Source organism: Vibrio sp. 2096 (genome assembly GCF_033339595.1).
GTDB lineage: Bacteria > Pseudomonadota > Gammaproteobacteria > Enterobacterales > Vibrionaceae > Vibrio > Vibrio alginolyticus.
In genome coordinates this window covers 148,230-163,033 of sequence record NZ_JAWOUX010000001.1, presented here as the reverse complement: position 1 = coordinate 163,033, position 14,804 = coordinate 148,230, and the positions used below count along the sequence as shown (strand labels likewise).

General features: G+C 45.2%; 15 protein-coding genes. 7 read left to right on the top strand and 8 right to left on the bottom strand.

Going from position 1 to position 14,804, the window contains the following annotated elements; all coding sequences use genetic code 11:
- Nucleotides 1-109 precede the first annotated feature (109 nt).
- Nucleotides 110-1,678, top strand: a complete 1,569-nt coding sequence (gene ahpF / locus R7Q41_RS00790) for an alkyl hydroperoxide reductase subunit F (RefSeq protein ID WP_005374617.1) — start codon at nucleotides 110-112, stop codon at nucleotides 1,676-1,678.
- Here ahpF and R7Q41_RS00785 read toward each other — a convergent pair.
- Together R7Q41_RS00785 and R7Q41_RS00780 are read right to left on the bottom strand one after the other, a co-directional pair.
- Entirely contained in the window at nucleotides 1,675-1,917 is a 243-nt protein-coding gene (locus R7Q41_RS00785; RefSeq protein WP_318144302.1) for a hypothetical protein, read from the bottom strand. The genes ahpF and R7Q41_RS00785 overlap by 4 nt on opposite strands.
- 8 nt (nucleotides 1,918-1,925) lie before the next feature.
- On the bottom strand, nucleotides 1,926-2,495 hold the full coding sequence (locus R7Q41_RS00780) for an imm11 family protein (protein WP_053350147.1): 570 nt from the start codon (nucleotides 2,493-2,495) through the stop codon (nucleotides 1,926-1,928).
- Between the two features lie 229 nt (nucleotides 2,496-2,724).
- Between R7Q41_RS00780 and R7Q41_RS00775 the strand changes: the two genes are divergently transcribed.
- The gene (locus R7Q41_RS00775) at nucleotides 2,725-3,144 is read left to right on the top strand and encodes a VOC family protein (protein ID WP_005374615.1); all 420 of its coding nucleotides are present in this window, start codon (nucleotides 2,725-2,727) and stop codon (nucleotides 3,142-3,144) included.
- Nucleotides 3,145-3,223: 79 nt separating this feature from the next.
- Here R7Q41_RS00775 and R7Q41_RS00770 read toward each other — a convergent pair whose 3' ends face one another.
- The gene (locus R7Q41_RS00770; RefSeq protein ID WP_169628474.1) at nucleotides 3,224-3,763 is read right to left on the bottom strand and encodes a CAP domain-containing protein; all 540 of its coding nucleotides are present in this window, start codon (nucleotides 3,761-3,763) and stop codon (nucleotides 3,224-3,226) included.
- A gap of 127 nt (nucleotides 3,764-3,890) precedes the next feature.
- Entirely contained in the window at nucleotides 3,891-4,847 is a 957-nt protein-coding gene (locus tag R7Q41_RS00765) for a LysR family transcriptional regulator (protein WP_138939510.1), read from the bottom strand.
- Nucleotides 4,848-4,973: 126 nt separating this feature from the next.
- On the opposite strand from R7Q41_RS00765, the gene R7Q41_RS00760 reads away from it, so the two are divergent.
- From R7Q41_RS00760 to R7Q41_RS00750, 3 genes are all read left to right on the top strand, one after another.
- A complete protein-coding gene (locus R7Q41_RS00760) occupies nucleotides 4,974-5,660 on the top strand; it encodes a DJ-1/PfpI family protein (protein WP_053350144.1) in 687 nt (228 codons plus the stop codon).
- A 120-nt stretch (nucleotides 5,661-5,780) separates the two neighbouring features.
- Nucleotides 5,781-6,311: a sigma-70 family RNA polymerase sigma factor gene (locus R7Q41_RS00755; RefSeq protein WP_254901941.1), complete on the top strand. Its 531-nt coding sequence runs from the start codon at nucleotides 5,781-5,783 to the stop codon at nucleotides 6,309-6,311.
- A gap of 166 nt (nucleotides 6,312-6,477) precedes the next feature.
- Nucleotides 6,478-7,173 carry a VC0807 family protein gene (locus R7Q41_RS00750; protein WP_318144301.1) on the top strand — a complete coding sequence of 232 codons (696 nt, stop codon included), beginning with the start codon at nucleotides 6,478-6,480 and terminating at the stop codon, nucleotides 7,171-7,173.
- Nucleotides 7,174-7,246: 73 nt separating this feature from the next.
- On the opposite strand, the gene R7Q41_RS00745 is transcribed toward R7Q41_RS00750, so the two are convergent.
- Nucleotides 7,247-8,239, bottom strand: a complete 993-nt coding sequence (locus tag R7Q41_RS00745) for a zinc-dependent alcohol dehydrogenase family protein (RefSeq protein ID WP_318144300.1) — start codon at nucleotides 8,237-8,239, stop codon at nucleotides 7,247-7,249.
- Between the two features lie 88 nt (nucleotides 8,240-8,327).
- On the bottom strand, nucleotides 8,328-9,143 hold the full coding sequence (locus tag R7Q41_RS00740) for an AraC family transcriptional regulator (RefSeq protein ID WP_171053537.1): 816 nt from the start codon (nucleotides 9,141-9,143) through the stop codon (nucleotides 8,328-8,330).
- A 111-nt stretch (nucleotides 9,144-9,254) separates the two neighbouring features.
- On the opposite strand from R7Q41_RS00740, the gene R7Q41_RS00735 reads away from it, so the two are divergent.
- Nucleotides 9,255-9,959, top strand: coding sequence for an MOSC domain-containing protein (locus tag R7Q41_RS00735; RefSeq protein WP_064355016.1), 705 nt, complete (start codon nucleotides 9,255-9,257; stop codon nucleotides 9,957-9,959).
- Between the two features lie 54 nt (nucleotides 9,960-10,013).
- On the opposite strand, the gene R7Q41_RS00730 is transcribed toward R7Q41_RS00735, so the two are convergent.
- Entirely contained in the window at nucleotides 10,014-11,252 is a 1,239-nt protein-coding gene (locus R7Q41_RS00730; protein WP_064355017.1) for a DEAD/DEAH box helicase, read from the bottom strand.
- Nucleotides 11,253-11,517: 265 nt separating this feature from the next.
- On the bottom strand, nucleotides 11,518-12,519 hold the full coding sequence (locus tag R7Q41_RS00725) for an arginine deiminase-related protein (RefSeq protein WP_033906610.1): 1,002 nt from the start codon (nucleotides 12,517-12,519) through the stop codon (nucleotides 11,518-11,520).
- A 402-nt stretch (nucleotides 12,520-12,921) separates the two neighbouring features.
- Between R7Q41_RS00725 and R7Q41_RS00720 the strand changes: the two genes are divergently transcribed.
- Nucleotides 12,922-14,772, top strand: coding sequence for an ABC transporter ATP-binding protein (locus R7Q41_RS00720; RefSeq protein ID WP_005374597.1), 1,851 nt, complete (start codon nucleotides 12,922-12,924; stop codon nucleotides 14,770-14,772).
- The last annotated feature ends 32 nt before the right edge of the window (nucleotides 14,773-14,804 follow it).

The following is a 14,804-nucleotide window of genomic DNA, read 5'->3' as shown; positions in this document are numbered from 1 at the left end:
GAGAGCACTTCAGGTTAGATACCTTGACGACCTTCTGCCTGATTTGCTCTCTCCCCCTCAGGTTTTATCTACAGTAACCACTTTTAATATTTTTAGGGTAGTAACAACTATGTTAGACCAAGCGATCCAACAACAACTCAAACAATATCTGGCTAATGTAAAAGAAGAAGTTCGTTTAGTGGTTAGTCTAGATGAAAGCAAAGCATCGAATGACATTTTGTCTCTAGCGAACCAAATCGCAGAGATGAGCGACCTAATCACCGTTGAACGTGACGACAACGCAAGCGCACGTAAACCAGTGATGGCGGTAACTAACCCAGCAAAAGGCACAGCACTACGCTTTGCAGGCTTGCCAATGGGTCACGAATTTACCTCTCTAGTATTGGCACTGCTTCATTCTGGCGGTCACCCAATCAAACTAGAACCAGAAGTGATTGAGCAAATCGCAGCACTAGACAAAGATCTAGACGTAGAAATCTTCATTTCACTTTCGTGTCAAAACTGTCCGGACGTGGTTCAAGCGTTCAACATGATGGCGGCGATCAACCCGAAAGTAAAAGCAACCATGATCGACGGTGGTTTGTTTCAAGATGAAGTGAAACAACGCGACATCATGGCCGTACCAAGCGTATTCGTGAACGGTGAGCTATTCGGTCAAGGCCGTATGTCTCTGACTGAAATCCTAAACAAAGTGGATGACGGCGCGAGCGAGAAAGCCGCGAAAGCACTGAGCGAAAAAGACCCATACGATGTACTTGTTGTCGGCGGTGGTCCTGGTGGTAGCGCAGCTGCACTATACGCTGCTCGTAAAGGTATTCGTACTGGCGTTGTTGCTAAGCGTTTTGGTGGTCAGGTTATGGACACCATGGCAATCGAGAACTTCATTTCGGTAAAACGCACTGAAGGTCCAAAACTGGCAACAGACCTAGCAGAACACCTAAAAGAATACGACGTAGACGTCGTGACTGAGCAACAAGCTGAGAAGCTAATGGGCGCAGCACACACTGAAGATGGCTTGATTCACATCCAACTTGAAAGCGGTGCAACGCTGAAGAGTAAGAGTGTCATCCTAAGCCCTGGTGCACGCTGGCGTGAAATGAACGTTCCGGGTGAGCAAGAGTACCGTAACAAAGGTGTCGCGTACTGCCCACACTGTGACGGTCCACTGTTCAAAGGCAAGAAAACTGCAGTTATCGGTGGTGGTAACTCAGGCATCGAAGCAGCTATCGACCTTGCTGGTATCGTAGAACACGTAACGGTTCTTGAATTCGCAGACGTACTTCGTGCAGACCAAGTGCTTATCGACAAAGCGAACTCACTACCAAACGTAGACATCATCACGATGGCGCAAACAACAGAAGTAGTGGGCGACGGTACTCGCGTAACAAGCTTGAAGTACAAAGACCGCAACACAGACGAAATCAAAGAGATTGAATTGTCAGGTATCTTTGTTCAAATCGGTCTAGTACCGAACACAGAATGGCTAAAAGATTCAGAAGTAGCGCTATCTGAGCGCGGCGAAATCGAAGTCGGCAGCCGTGGCGATACTAGCCTAGAAGGTGTGTTCGCAGCAGGTGACGCAACAACCGTTCCTTACAAACAGATCATCATTGCGATGGGTGAAGGTGCAAAAGCAAGCTTAGGCGCATTTGACTACCTAATCCGTAAGCAAGGTTAATCTCCAATTTCTTGAGCACAAAGCGCACGGTGCTGTGTTTTCTTCCCCGGAAAACCAATCGAGGCACCGTGACAGCGATGAGTAACAAGAAATAAAATCAAAAAACCTAGAAGCCCAAAGACTTTGCCAGCAGGTATTAACTGCTGGCTTTTTTGTTTTTTTTTGGGGGGGGGAAACAAATTATTACTAGAAATAACAGCGTAAAATAAAGCTGCCGAAATACACTTAGGGTGAAACATTGCGGGCTTTAACTCGTTTCTACTGCTTCAAATATCAGGCCTTTTAGCTGACAACGATGGTAAATTTCATACAAACCACCTAATTCATCATTGCAGTAAACACCGCTTCCGTTATTTTCAATCCTGAACAAGCCTCCGGATTTGATTGATTTACTACTCAACACTAATTTTTTAAACCGCTTTACACGACTTGGCTTACCATTAGCTCTTACATTTAACACAGTGCGATCCTTATCAATGGCATCGCAAGTTTTGAGTATGTTTATAGCATACCAACGCTCGCCAGCGACGCGTAATGGCAAAAACTCACAACTGGAATCAAGAGCTTCGTTTATTTGATTATATGCGGACTCAGAACAAGCAAACTCGCCTGCACGCCAGATTGCAAAATCAGGTTTTGTTGTAAGCATGTGGTTATCACTCACCCACTCCAAATCAATAATCATCCAAGTATCAGCGACACGCTCACCACATAACTCCCGCAAATCGCCATCCGAGTATTGTATAGAAATCTCTAGTTGAGTTTCTTGTAAAAAAGGGAAATTCTCAACATCATGATTAAGTGTAAAAACTTTCATCTTTTGCTTACTTAAATCAAACGGTTAACTGGAAGTCCCCATCATGTAACATCTTTCCAATCTTGCACAAGGTTTCAATGATTTCTGTGTGAGCCAACTCTTCAGTGTCAGCTGCCTGACCTTTATAAATGGCGTCTACAAATAAAATCAAAAAAGCCCTTTACCTCAACTTAACTTGAGGTATTAGCATATTCATCGTTGGCTAGAAAATGACAAAAAGGAGCACATCATGATCCAACTAGAACATATTAACTTAGTCGTGAAAGATATCCCTGAAATGCTGAAGTTTTACCAAACTGCATTTCCACATTGGTACGTGCGTGATGAAGGTAAAGGCGAATGGAGTGGCAAACCAAGAAACTGGCTACATTTTGGCGACGAGTATCAATACATAGCCATGAGTGACCATGGCGAAGGAGAAAACCGCGAGTTGAGCGGGCACCAAGTTGGGCTAGCGCATTTTGCTTATGTGACCAACAACGTCGATGCAATCATCAAAAGACTAACCGATGCAGGTTATCCGATTGCCCAACCTGGTGCTGATGAACCATATCGCAAAAATGTGTATTTTGTTGACCCTGCAGGTTTTGAGATTGAATTTGTTGAATACCTGGCGGATGACCCAAAACTTCGTAACCTGACAAGCTAAAAGAGATGTAAATAATAAAACGCCAGCAGATAGTGACTGCTGGCGTTTTATTTTTTATCTATCGGGCTTCTTTATCGCATTAGCGCTGTTTGGCAAAAACCTGAGTCCAGTAATACCCGTAACGTGCAGAGTGATTTTCGACAAGCGACGCGCCCATCTGATCAAAATCCGCACTCATGATATTAAGGCAGTGACCTTCACTCGATAACCAAGCATTAACGACGGCGTTAATGGTGCTTTGCCCTACGGCGACATTCTCACCAATGGCGCTCCAAGCATAGCCCGTTGCGTTAACTCGATCTGACATCTTGCTGCCATCAGAGCCTGTGTGGCTCATGAAATCGCTGTTCGCCATGTCGCTTGAATGTCGATAAGCGGCGCTTTCCAAATCGTAGCTCCAAGTCAGGGTCCCAACAGGTGGCATGGTGGTTGCGCCACACTGTTGTGTAGTAGAGCGAGCACTGTTGACCGCTGCGAGCATCTGCTCGGCAAATGTACCTTGTGACGATGTGGAACCTGTGTTTTGAGAGCCGTTTTCTACAGGTGCTGACGACTCCCCGTCGCCGCCACATGCGCTGAGAAGTAGAGCCAAAACTGGCACTAAGATCTTAGTTGGCATTGTCTTTCCTTTATGAGTGACGAAGAGCAAACTGCGCTTTTCGATAATAACGCACAATAACCTAACAAAAACCGATAAAAGCACCATATGGCTTGGGGTGTTTTAACCAAAGACTCACATGAAGTTTTCAATCACCTTGGTTCGGTTGGTAAATCGGCAACGTTTCAGCCCACGTATGGAATGGCGTTTCATCCATATCCTGTATTGCTTGAGTGATAAAATCGATGAACACCCTCACTCGGGCAGGCACATATTCCCGGTTAGCATAGAGAAGATACACGCCATTTCCTGCTTGACGCATGCTCGGAAATATCGGCACTAAACGCCCTGCTTTGAGCCAATCTCTCGCGATAAAGTGAGGAATCTGAGTTAACCCTAAACCTTCTGCGCAAAGCTCTGCCATGGATTCACCATCATTTACAATGTAGTTTCTTTCGGGGTCATATTCACTCGCACCGTCTGGTTCTGGCATCCGAATCGGCAACAGTTTCCCCGTTTGTTTAAAACGAAAACGAACCCAAGAATGGTCATTGAATACATCCGGGCCACTCGGAACACCATGGCGCGCTAAGTACTCCTGACTGGCACAAATGATAAAATCGATAGGGCTGAGCTGACGCACAATCAATTGACTATCGTGAACGACACCAGAGCGAATCGACACATCAATACCTTGCTCAATAATATCAACGTAGGCGTCATCGTAATGAATATCGATAGTGATGTTAGGGTAGCGGCGACAAAACTCTTTTAATAAAGGACGAATATAGAGGCGACCGTACGAGACTGGCACATTAATCTTAAGCTGCCCTGAAAGCGCATCATTGTGACTTTTTAATGAATCCTCACATGCCGCCAGCTCCTCCAGTACAAACCTAGCAGTATTTGCGTACCTACGACCAGCTTCTGTCAGGCGGCTCTGTCGCGTAGAACGTTGAAAAAGCTGTATACCCAAATCGCTTTCAAGACGATGTATGGCTTTACTCACGGTCGAAGGGTCAGTGCCATACACTTTGGCAGCCGCAGCAAAACTACCGCCATCTAAAGTGGCAATAAAAAATCGTAGGGACCGTATCTTATCCATATAACCAATGAACTCTATTCATGAATTTTATTCACTTTAGTAAAGACCAAGTGGCTCTTCAATCACTAATTAGCCTAAATATAATGGACCTCAATAACTTGATGCTCTGTTAGCGAGGAAAAAACCATGGGTAAAAACGGATTGAAGAATGCACTACAACTATTGATAGCGACACTAGTCCTATTCTTTGGGGTGCTTCAAACAGCACATGCCGCAGATAAACGAATTGGTATTCTGGTTTACGATGGCGTACTGACCTCTGATGTTACTGCGCCTTTAGAGGTCTTTGGCGTCGCAAGTCGTCTCACTTGGTTTAGTGATTATGACGTGCTCACCATTTCCGTCTCCGATCAGAAAACCATCACCACTGAAGAAGGATTAAAAATTGGTGTGGATGCTTGGATTGGTGATCTGCCGGAACTCGACGTATTGGTTTTAACATCCAGCTATGACATGGATGCACTAATCGAAAATAAAGATCTCATTCACTTTATTAGAACTACCTCAAAGGCGGCAGATTGGATGGCAAGTAATTGCTCTGGCGCGTATTTGTTAGCCGAAGCTGGCCTTTTAAACGGCAAAAAAGCAACAACTTGGGCCGGAGGTGAAAACGGCTTTCAAAGAGATTACCCTGCAGTCAAAGTACAAGTCGACCAGAATTTTGTCATTGATGATGGCGTTATCACTTCGAACGGTAGCCTAGTTAGCTATCAAGCTGCTCTTAAGCTACTTCACCTTATGACTTCAGAGTCTAAAGCTCAGGAAGTCGCAGATGCCATCCAGTACTCACGTTTTTCCAACCAACCATTTTAAGCGCGTAAGAAAGTAATCAGAGCCACCCTTCGATATTTCGAAGGTTAACTCTTCGAATTTATCTTCCTAATCGAACAACCCTTTTTATCACTGTAAAAGCGATAAAAAGGGTTGTCGTTCATCTGGCAGACACAACGTGCTCTCCAAACTTTTTATCTTAATGCTATGGAAAAACGTAAACGTTACGAAGCACTGACGAAAGAGCGATACCAAGAGATCTACCGTCTCGCGTATTGGTTATGCAAAGATCACCACCTTGCTCAAGATTTAGCGCAAGAAACCTTTCTGAAAGCGTGGCGATTCTTTGATAAATTAAATGACCCCAACGCCGCGAAGTCTTGGCTCATTACTATTTTGCGTCGTGAGAATGCTCGGCGCTTTGATAGAAAACAGTACGATTTTGTCGACATTGATGAGTGTGCAATACAGACAAAAACCTACCCTGGCAGTGACTACGACATGGCCCAAGATTGGCTTCAAAAACAAATGATGATTCTCGAACCCAAATACCGAGAGCCGTTGCTCTTGAGCTTAGTGGCTGGGTTGAATCATGATGAAATTGCCCAAGCCTTGAGGCTCAACCACAACACAGTGGCGACTCGATTATTCAGAGCGCGTAATCAGATCATCGCACAGAAGGAGAGTCATTAAGACACAAAAAGTAGTCAACCATGTAAACTAACTGGCTATGCTCCGGTCTATTTCATAAGTCGTTACACAACTCGACGCTTTAACGCTTTACATCAAGCGCGACTAGATGAACACTTCTTGTCAAAGTACAATAACAGCCGACATAGAGTAGAGTCAGTAAAACATTATGAGTAACACGACGGCGAAAAAGCCGAATCCCTTATTTGAAATCCTTTTCAACGTATTTATCCCTTCCTTCATTTTGATGAAGTTTAGTGGCGATGAGCATCTAGGGACAGCAATGGCGCTGGTTGTCGCTTTGCTATTTCCTATCATTTATGGCGGTATGGACCTTGTCCGTAACAAGAAATTTAACTTTATTTCTGCTCTGGGCTTTATCAGTGTTCTACTAACTGGTGGCATCGGCTTGTTAGAGCTTGATATACGCTGGTTAGCACTAAAAGAAGCCCTGATTCCTGGCCTGATCGGTTTAGCGGTTTTGGGCTCAACGTTTACCCGCTACCCACTGATGCAGAAGTTAGTACTGAATGACACAGTGTTGAATCTCGCGTTGATTAACCAACGTTTAAAAGAAAATGGTAAAACCGATGCGTTCGAACGTTGCCTTATGTCTTCTAACTACCTGTTTGCAAGTACTTTTGCGTTCTCATCTGCAATGAACTACTTCCTTGCGACTTGGATTGTGACTAGCCCTTCTGGTACTGCTGCCTTTAACGAAGAGTTAGGGAAAATGACGCTGTACAGTTACCCAATGATTGCCATCCCAAGTATGTTGATGATGTTCGGTATTTTTTATTACATTTGGCGTCAAGTACGTGCGATGACATCGCTCGAAACAGAGCAAATCTTCCATCTAAAATAGCCCAATCATTACAAGTAAACCCATAAAAAAGGGAGGATTTTATCCTCCCTTTTCTCAACAGGCTCACTTTAATTCACAGCGTCAAAATGATTTTTCCTGACACTGCTGACGAGCGTCGCTCAACCATTTCAATCGCTGTTTGAAAGTCCTCTAACGGCAGATCATATGCAACGTTTAACTTTATGTCGCTGCTAATAAAATGTTCTAACATTTCAGCGAACACCGTCTTTCTCCCGCCTTTACCTACCGATTCTTCCCAATACCGCAAAAAGAATGTACTAAAGTCGATGTTGTTGGCCTTCATCGATTCAAAAAACTCAGGCGTATAAGGCGTTAACGACAATGTTCCGTAGTTGATGTATTGGCCGTTTTCTTTCAAGGCACGAATGAGATCCGTGCCAGCCTCACCACCTATCGCGTCCAGAGCGACCGTTGGTTGTGGCAGTTGGCGCGTTTGCAGCTGCGCTTGTAAGTCTTTCTTCGCGTCCAACACTGGAATGGTATCGTACGGATACTCGTCTCGCTTTGAGGTCACAGCAATCAGTGCAAAACCCAGTGAATGGGCGAGCTGGGCAAATATCTTACCGATCGCTGACCCTGCTGCATTGATGATCACCACATCGTCTTTGTTCAACTTAGCTACTTTAGTGGTGATCACCCACGCGGTTAACGCGTTGATGTACAACTGACAGGCATAGCCGTTCTCCAAACTCTCAGGTAGCGGAAAAAGATTCTCAGGCGAGGCATCTATGTAGTATTGCCAAGTACCACTCATCGCCACCAACACCTTTTGCCCAACTTGAAGGTCAGTTTGACCGACTGCACTGACTTCCACCACACGCCCAACCGCTTCAAATCCCGGCACGCGAGGTGGTACGTGAACGCGGCGGTATTGCCCAACACCATGAATGGAAAGCAAGTCACTTGGGTTAATGTTTGTAGCTTCGAGTCTCACCCGAACCTTGCCCTGAGCAAGCGGATTGAGGGGCTCTTTTTCCAACGACAGCGATGTTTGGGGTTGACCAAAACAGAATTGATTCACTCGAGTATTTATCGTTGGTGCCATTGTTATTCATACCATGTAATTGAAATTAAAAAAGAAAGTTTCGTAACTTCTACTCAAAAACATTAAGTGAAGTCGAAGCTCTGTATTTCTACCTGCGCGATGCGCCGTTCACTCTAAACTGTTGTGGCGTCATATCAAAATAGGCTTTAAATGCTTTGATGTAGGATGAGTCGTTTTGATAACCCACTAGGTCTGCAATGGCTTGGATTGACAACGATTCATCTAACAAAGAAAGCGAGTAAATTAGCCGAATTTGTTGCCGCCAAAGCAGAAATGAAGTGTTGAATTCCTTGGCGAACAACCGTGATAAAGTACGCTCCGATGCCCCAATTTTCTCCCCCCACTCTTTTAGCGAACAGCTTAACGCGGGCTCGTCAGTCAATTGCTCGAAAATCAGTTTTAGTCGTCTGTCTTGTGGCAGCAATAACTGAAATGTCTGCACGTTGCTTTTCAAAATTTGATCATGCAACACCGCCAGCAAATGCAGCACTTCTTCGTGGCTTGTCTCACCTTCACACTGTCTGCGGATCTCTTGTAAAAGCTCATTTAAAAACGACGTTAAAGCAATGGTTCTCACTTGTGGCTCGTACGTTGCGCCAAACTCAGGGTTGAGGTAAATGCCAACAAATATCGTGTTGCTTAGAGCAATCGACTCGTGTTGAACACCCGCAGGAACAAATAACGCAGAAGTGTGCGGAACCAAATGCTGATAATGCTCCGTTTGCGTTTGCAATAACCCTTTGATAGGAAAGATGATTTGATGCCAAGTGTGTCGATGCAGCGCATCAATGTAACCTTTTGGCATGTCGATGGTTTTCACTAAAACAGGAGAATGGGAATTCGCGGCCATCATCTCATTGGAGGTGACGACGCCTGACTTCGAATCAATTTGGCGAGTTAGCATTGTTAGTTGTCTTTTCATCCCTATACCGACACAAGTTTACTAGGCTATCATGCTCCGCATCGCGAATGAAGGTAAACACTTTATCTCTCATTCAAATAATAAGGAGGTTATATGAAGAAAATCGGCGTCGTAAAAGCTGTGCTAGCAGGGAAAACCGTCCCTTATGCTCATGGAGCGCAAAGCGCAATCAACAAACAAGTGCAGCCTGAGCGCCAGCATGCAACAGAGCTCGGTTTTATCAGTGATGAGCAAGGTGATCCACGCTTTCATGGTGGCATTCAAAAAGCGCTTCATATTTACCCAAGCGAGCACTACCCAATCTGGCAACAAGAATTAGGCGAAAGAACCATTTTCCAATCCGCCGGCGGCTTTGGCGAAAACATCAGCTCCGAAGGCGTAACCGAATCCACGATTTGCTTGAAAGATAAAATTCGCATCGGCTCAACACTACTGGAAGTGTCGCAAGGTCGCATGCCTTGTTGGAAACTTAACGTACGCTTTGACCAACACGATATGGCGAGAAGACTGCAAGATACGCTTCGAACAGGCTGGTATTTCCGAGTGTTGGAAGAAGGCGATATCGGTGCAGGTGACGAGATTATTCTGTGCGAAAGACCTTATCCAGAATGGCCACTGGCTCGCATCATGGGCGCGGTTTTCACTGGCTGTTTAGATAGAAAAGAACTCACTAAGCTGTCTGAGCTGCCGTTAGTCGAGTCTTGGGGCAAGCTGGTCGAGCGCCGTCTAGAAACTGGTGAAGTCGAAGATTGGGAAATGCGCTTGATTGGCCCAACTGCCGTTAATACTCAAAAGTAAAATTTGTAAGCCACGCTCTGAACCGACTATGCCGTCAAGAGCGTGTTTTTTGTTTTACTTCGCACTCGGGGCTGGGCGTTTCGACTTACCTTGAAACTGCTTAATGCTCTTCTTAGCATGAGTTCGACGGTTGGCTTTTTTATCACGTGGCGCGCGTTTGCTCTCGCCAGTTGATGGCTTATCCGTTACTGGAAAACCTGCCATATCTTGCACTGGTAATGCACGTTGAGTCAGGTGACGAATCGCGCTTAGTGCGTCCATTTCACCATGACAAACCAATGACACCGCCACACCTTGTTCGCCTGCGCGAGCGGTGCGTCCTACCCGGTGAACATAGGTTTCTGCATGCATTGGCAGTTCAAAGTTGATCACTACAGGCAATTGCTCAATGTGAATGCCGCGCGCTAGTAGATCGGTGGCAATCAACACCTGAATTTGCCCAGATTTAAACTGCGCCAGTGCTTCTTCTCGCTCATCTTGACTCTTATTGCCATGCAGCGCATTGGTTGAGATGCCCGCTTTATTCAGCTTCTTCGCTAAGCCATCGGCGTTCTCTTTCGCACCAATAAAGACTAATGCCTGAGTCCACGCGTTTTTTTGAATCAGTTCAATCAATGCCTTGGTTTTACTGCCTTTGTTAACGAGGTACAGCGTTTCAGCAATATCTTGGTTGGTGCTGTTTTCTTGATGCGCTGCAACTTGCTTTGGTGCCGGCATAAGCAGCTTCGCTTTACCCTTCAACTCATCTGAAAACGTTGCCGAGAACATCGCGGTTTGACGCTGGTTTGAAATAAGCCCCGCAATATTTTGTACGTCAGGCCAAAAGCCCATATCCAACAGACGATCCGCTTCATCCAACACTAGGTAATGGATATTGCTTAAGTCTAAACCGTTGTTTGCCAGATCAACCAAACGACCTGTCGTCGCGACAAGGATATGAGGATTTGTCGCTAGCGCCTGCTGTTGTTGCTCTTTATCAACGCCGCCACACAAACACACTGTGTTGAGGTCAAGAGCTTGACCAACTTGGTTAATTGCTTCACTCACTTGCATTGCCAGCTCACGCGTTGGCACAAGAATCAGCGCTTTTTGCTCTGGATTGACACTCAGCTTTTCCAACAAAGGCAAACCATAAGCAAGGGTTTTGCCGCTGCCTGTATTTGCCAAAGCCAATAGATCTTGACCAGCCAACAGCTCAGGAATGGCCAACGCTTGAATATCGGTCGGTCTCTTGAAGTCTTTTGGCAGTGCGTGAATCAGCTCAGAACTCAATGAGAGAGTAGAAAATGGCATTAACGAAAACCTTGTACTTTGGGTTGAAGAAGCAATAAAAATAATGAAGATGCGGTAAAACGCAGGCGCGGACTTTACCACAATCTGCTAGGTGAACCATCCTATTTTAGGCGCTTAAACCAAGCGGCGCCTATGCAAATCGTCAGAAAACTAAAAAGCGCAAAAAAGCCGTTAGTCTGTACTGCCACAGAGCTAACGGCTAAAAACCCTTGAAGAGAACGCTTCGTCAGCCTTTCACTGCGGCTGAAAAGAAATGTGCAGTTTATTAAAGCACAGCTTTACGATTCGGTAAGAACACCTCACCCAACATACAACGAACCGAGCCACCACCAATAGATTCTATGGTAGAAACGTCGAATGGCAGCAATTTACCGTGCGTTGCCAATTGCTTTCTTTGTGCAGGTGAGAATGCATCGTACGCCGATTGCGACATCGCAATCACCTTGTCGCCGTTGATCGTTTCCAGTTGCAGAATGTTACCGCAGAACTGGTTCATCTGATCAAGCGAAATTGAGATGACTTGCTTGTCTTTGGCGAGTGACTTCATTACAAAACGACGCTCAAATTCTGGGATCACTTCGTCACAAATCACGCAAAACTGTTCGCCAACCGCCATCATCACATTGGTGTGATAAATCGGCGCACCAGACGGCAAACGAGTTTGGAAAGAAATCACTCGTTCATAGCCAATACGATCGGCGTAATCTTCTAAAACCAGACGATCACAACGTTGTGAGAGTGCGGCGTAGACCGTTTTATTTAGGTGGTCAAACACCATCACACCCGTGCTTTCTAAATACGCTTGCTCGTCAAGATATTCAGTTAGACTGCTGCGTCGATGAACTTCTCGCCCTGCTTGCGCTAGTGCTGCTACAAGCGCATCGGGACGTACTTCTTTTTGACGGTTTTCACAGGCCATTGGAAAGGTGTACAACGTGCCATCTGGCGTAGTGCTAAACCAATTGTTTGGAAATACCGCGTCTGGCGTCGCAACATCTGAAGTTGGATAATCAAACTCAACAACTTGAACGCCCTCTTGACGCAGCGTTGCAACCATACTCGCGAACTCGGCCATTACTCGACGTGAGACTTCTTCTTGGCTGAGTGACACTTTATGTTGGAACTCATTATCTTGTGCGGTTTCTTCATTAAAACGAAACTCTTTCGGTGGCACCATCACTACGCAGTTTGCGGTTTGGCGCTGAGCACTTTGCGTGCTTTCTTCTTTCCCATTAGCAAATTGGGTCACTGATTCGTGTAATAGCATCCAATACATTCCTTATCACTAGAATGAGGAGATTGTAAATTTATTGTTAACTTCAGTTTTGCTGTTTTGACAATTAATTTAATTGCCCAAAAGTAATTTTTGCTGCATTAAGTTCATTTTTCCCTAAATTTTATTGTCACTTTGCAGGTTTAAGCTTTTATTGCACCGTGATGAACATGATAAGAATTCATCATAAGAATCAGAACCATAGACAACCACACCCATAACCAACTAGTTACATTTAAAACACAATCGGTTAGACTATTTTTTCGCCCCTCTCGTCAATCCGTCTGCTTTCTCGAGAGCAGCCAAAAACCCTTATACACGCGGCTTCGTCCAAAGCTGCGTGAATCGATGGATTTAGCCACCCCAAATGGCACTGTTTTAACTTTAGGATGAGTTATGTTTAAACGATTTGAAGGCTTTACAGAGCCGTTCCCCAAATCTACACCGGATCAGCCTCCTTCAGGGATGTTCGCTTTTCTGCGTTATTACACTCGTGGTTATGAAAAGCCTTTGATCATCATGTCTTTGATGGCCACAATTGTGGCTGTTGTTGAGGTAATGTTGTTTGGCGCCATGGGACAATTGGTTGATTGGTTGTCTACCAGCAATCCAGAAACGTTCTTACAAGACAACAAATCGGATTTGATTTTCTACGGAGCCTTATTGCTGGTTGTCATGCCTATATTGGTGATCTTGTATTCGTTGCTCGTTCACCAAACATTATTGGGCAACTATCCAATGTCTATCCGCTGGCTTGCACACCGGTATTTGCTCAATCAAAGCTTAAACTTCTATCAAGATGATTTTGCAGGCCGAGTTGCAACTAAAGTCATGCAAACCTCATTAGCTGTGCGCGAAACCGTGATGAAAGCTATGGATGTATTTGTTTATGTTACGGTTTACTTCACCAGTATGATCATTATGTTAGCGACGGCAGACTGGCGTTTGATGATCCCAATGATCGTCTGGCTACTCGCTTACATCGCTATCCAAATCTATTTTGTCCCTAAGCTCAAAGACGTCGCTTCAGCGCAGGCCGATGCACGTTCGACAATGACAGGGCGTATCGTCGACAGTTATACCAATATTCAAACCGTCAAACTGTTTTCTCATAGCCAGCGCGAAACCCAATATGCCGAGCAAGGCATGAAAGGATTTTTAAATACGGTCTATCGTCAAATGCGCCTAGTGACCGGCTTCGACGTCGCTGTAGAGATCTCAAACTATATTTTGGTCTTTTCCGTTGCTGCTTTATCGATTTACCTGTGGTTGGATAGTGCCATCAGCGTTGGCGCGATTGCGATTGCTGTTAGTCTTGCATTGCGCGTAAACGGTATGTCGATGTGGATTATGTGGGAAGTTGGCGCCCTCTTTGAAAACATGGGAACCGTTGTCGATGGAATGAAAACGCTTTCTAAGCCTATTGATATTAAAGATAAACCAGGCGCAAAAGACTTGGTTGTCACTGAAGGAGGCATTCACTTTGATAACGTAAGCTTCCATTACGGCGAGAACAAAGGCGTAATTAGCCATCTCGATCTCAACATCAAACCAGGAGAGAAAGTAGGCTTGGTTGGGCGCTCCGGCGCCGGGAAATCGACTTTGGTGAACTTGTTACTTCGTTTCCACGATGTCGAAGACGGCAGCATTAAGATCGATGGACAGAACATCTCAGAAGTCACACAAGACTCTTTGCGTTCAAAGATCGGTATGGTGACCCAAGATACTTCTCTGCTACACCGTTCAATTCGTGACAATATTTTGTATGGCAATCCAGATGCGACAGAAGAAGATTTGCTGAAAGCCACTAAGCAAGCGCATGCCCATGAGTTTATCGAAACTCTGACCGACCCATTTGGTAATGTCGGATACGATGCGCAAGTTGGTGAACGTGGTGTGAAACTGTCTGGCGGCCAACGTCAGCGTATCGCAATATCTCGTGTGCTACTCAAAGACGCACCATTGCTGGTATTGGATGAAGCAACATCGGCTCTGGATTCAGAAGTCGAAGCGGCGATTCAGGAAAGCTTGAATGAATTAATGCAAGGGAAAACGGTTATTGCTATCGCTCACCGATTATCGACCATCGCACAAATGGATCGCCTCATCGTGCTAGATAAAGGCAGCATCGTTGAACAAGGTTCTCATCAAGAACTCATTGCGAATAACGGCATTTACGCCCAGCTTTGGGCGCATCAAACTGGCGGATTTATCGCTGAAGAACTAGACAATCAACACGCTTCTTAACGAGTGATAAGCTCAATAAAAACGGCGCTTTA

Bases quoted from the DNA above. Each gene is read 5' to 3' on its own strand.
- R7Q41_RS00770 (WP_169628474.1), bottom strand. From the start codon at position 3,763: ATGCCAACTAAGATCTTAGTGCCAGTTTTGGCTCTACTTCTCAGCGCA.
- R7Q41_RS00740 (WP_171053537.1), bottom strand. From the start codon at position 9,143: ATGCTAACTCGCCAAATTGATTCGAAGTCAGGCGTCGTCACCTCCAAT.
- R7Q41_RS00775 (WP_005374615.1), top strand. From the start codon at position 2,725: ATGATCCAACTAGAACATATTAACTTAGTCGTGAAAGATATCCCTGAA.
- R7Q41_RS00725 (WP_033906610.1), bottom strand. From the start codon at position 12,519: ATGCTATTACACGAATCAGTGACCCAATTTGCTAATGGGAAAGAAGAA.
- R7Q41_RS00750 (WP_318144301.1), top strand. From the start codon at position 6,478: ATGAGTAACACGACGGCGAAAAAGCCGAATCCCTTATTTGAAATCCTT.
- R7Q41_RS00720 (WP_005374597.1), top strand. From the start codon at position 12,922: ATGTTTAAACGATTTGAAGGCTTTACAGAGCCGTTCCCCAAATCTACA.
- R7Q41_RS00745 (WP_318144300.1), bottom strand. From the start codon at position 8,239: ATGGCACCAACGATAAATACTCGAGTGAATCAATTCTGTTTTGGTCAA.
- R7Q41_RS00760 (WP_053350144.1), top strand. From the start codon at position 4,974: ATGGGTAAAAACGGATTGAAGAATGCACTACAACTATTGATAGCGACA.
- ahpF (WP_005374617.1), top strand. From the start codon at position 110: ATGTTAGACCAAGCGATCCAACAACAACTCAAACAATATCTGGCTAAT.
- R7Q41_RS00780 (WP_053350147.1), bottom strand. From the start codon at position 2,495: ATGAAAGTTTTTACACTTAATCATGATGTTGAGAATTTCCCTTTTTTA.
- R7Q41_RS00765 (WP_138939510.1), bottom strand. From the start codon at position 4,847: ATGGATAAGATACGGTCCCTACGATTTTTTATTGCCACTTTAGATGGC.
- R7Q41_RS00730 (WP_064355017.1), bottom strand. From the start codon at position 11,252: ATGCCATTTTCTACTCTCTCATTGAGTTCTGAGCTGATTCACGCACTG.
- R7Q41_RS00785 (WP_318144302.1), bottom strand. From the start codon at position 1,917: ATGTTTCACCCTAAGTGTATTTCGGCAGCTTTATTTTACGCTGTTATT.
- R7Q41_RS00735 (WP_064355016.1), top strand. From the start codon at position 9,255: ATGAAGAAAATCGGCGTCGTAAAAGCTGTGCTAGCAGGGAAAACCGTC.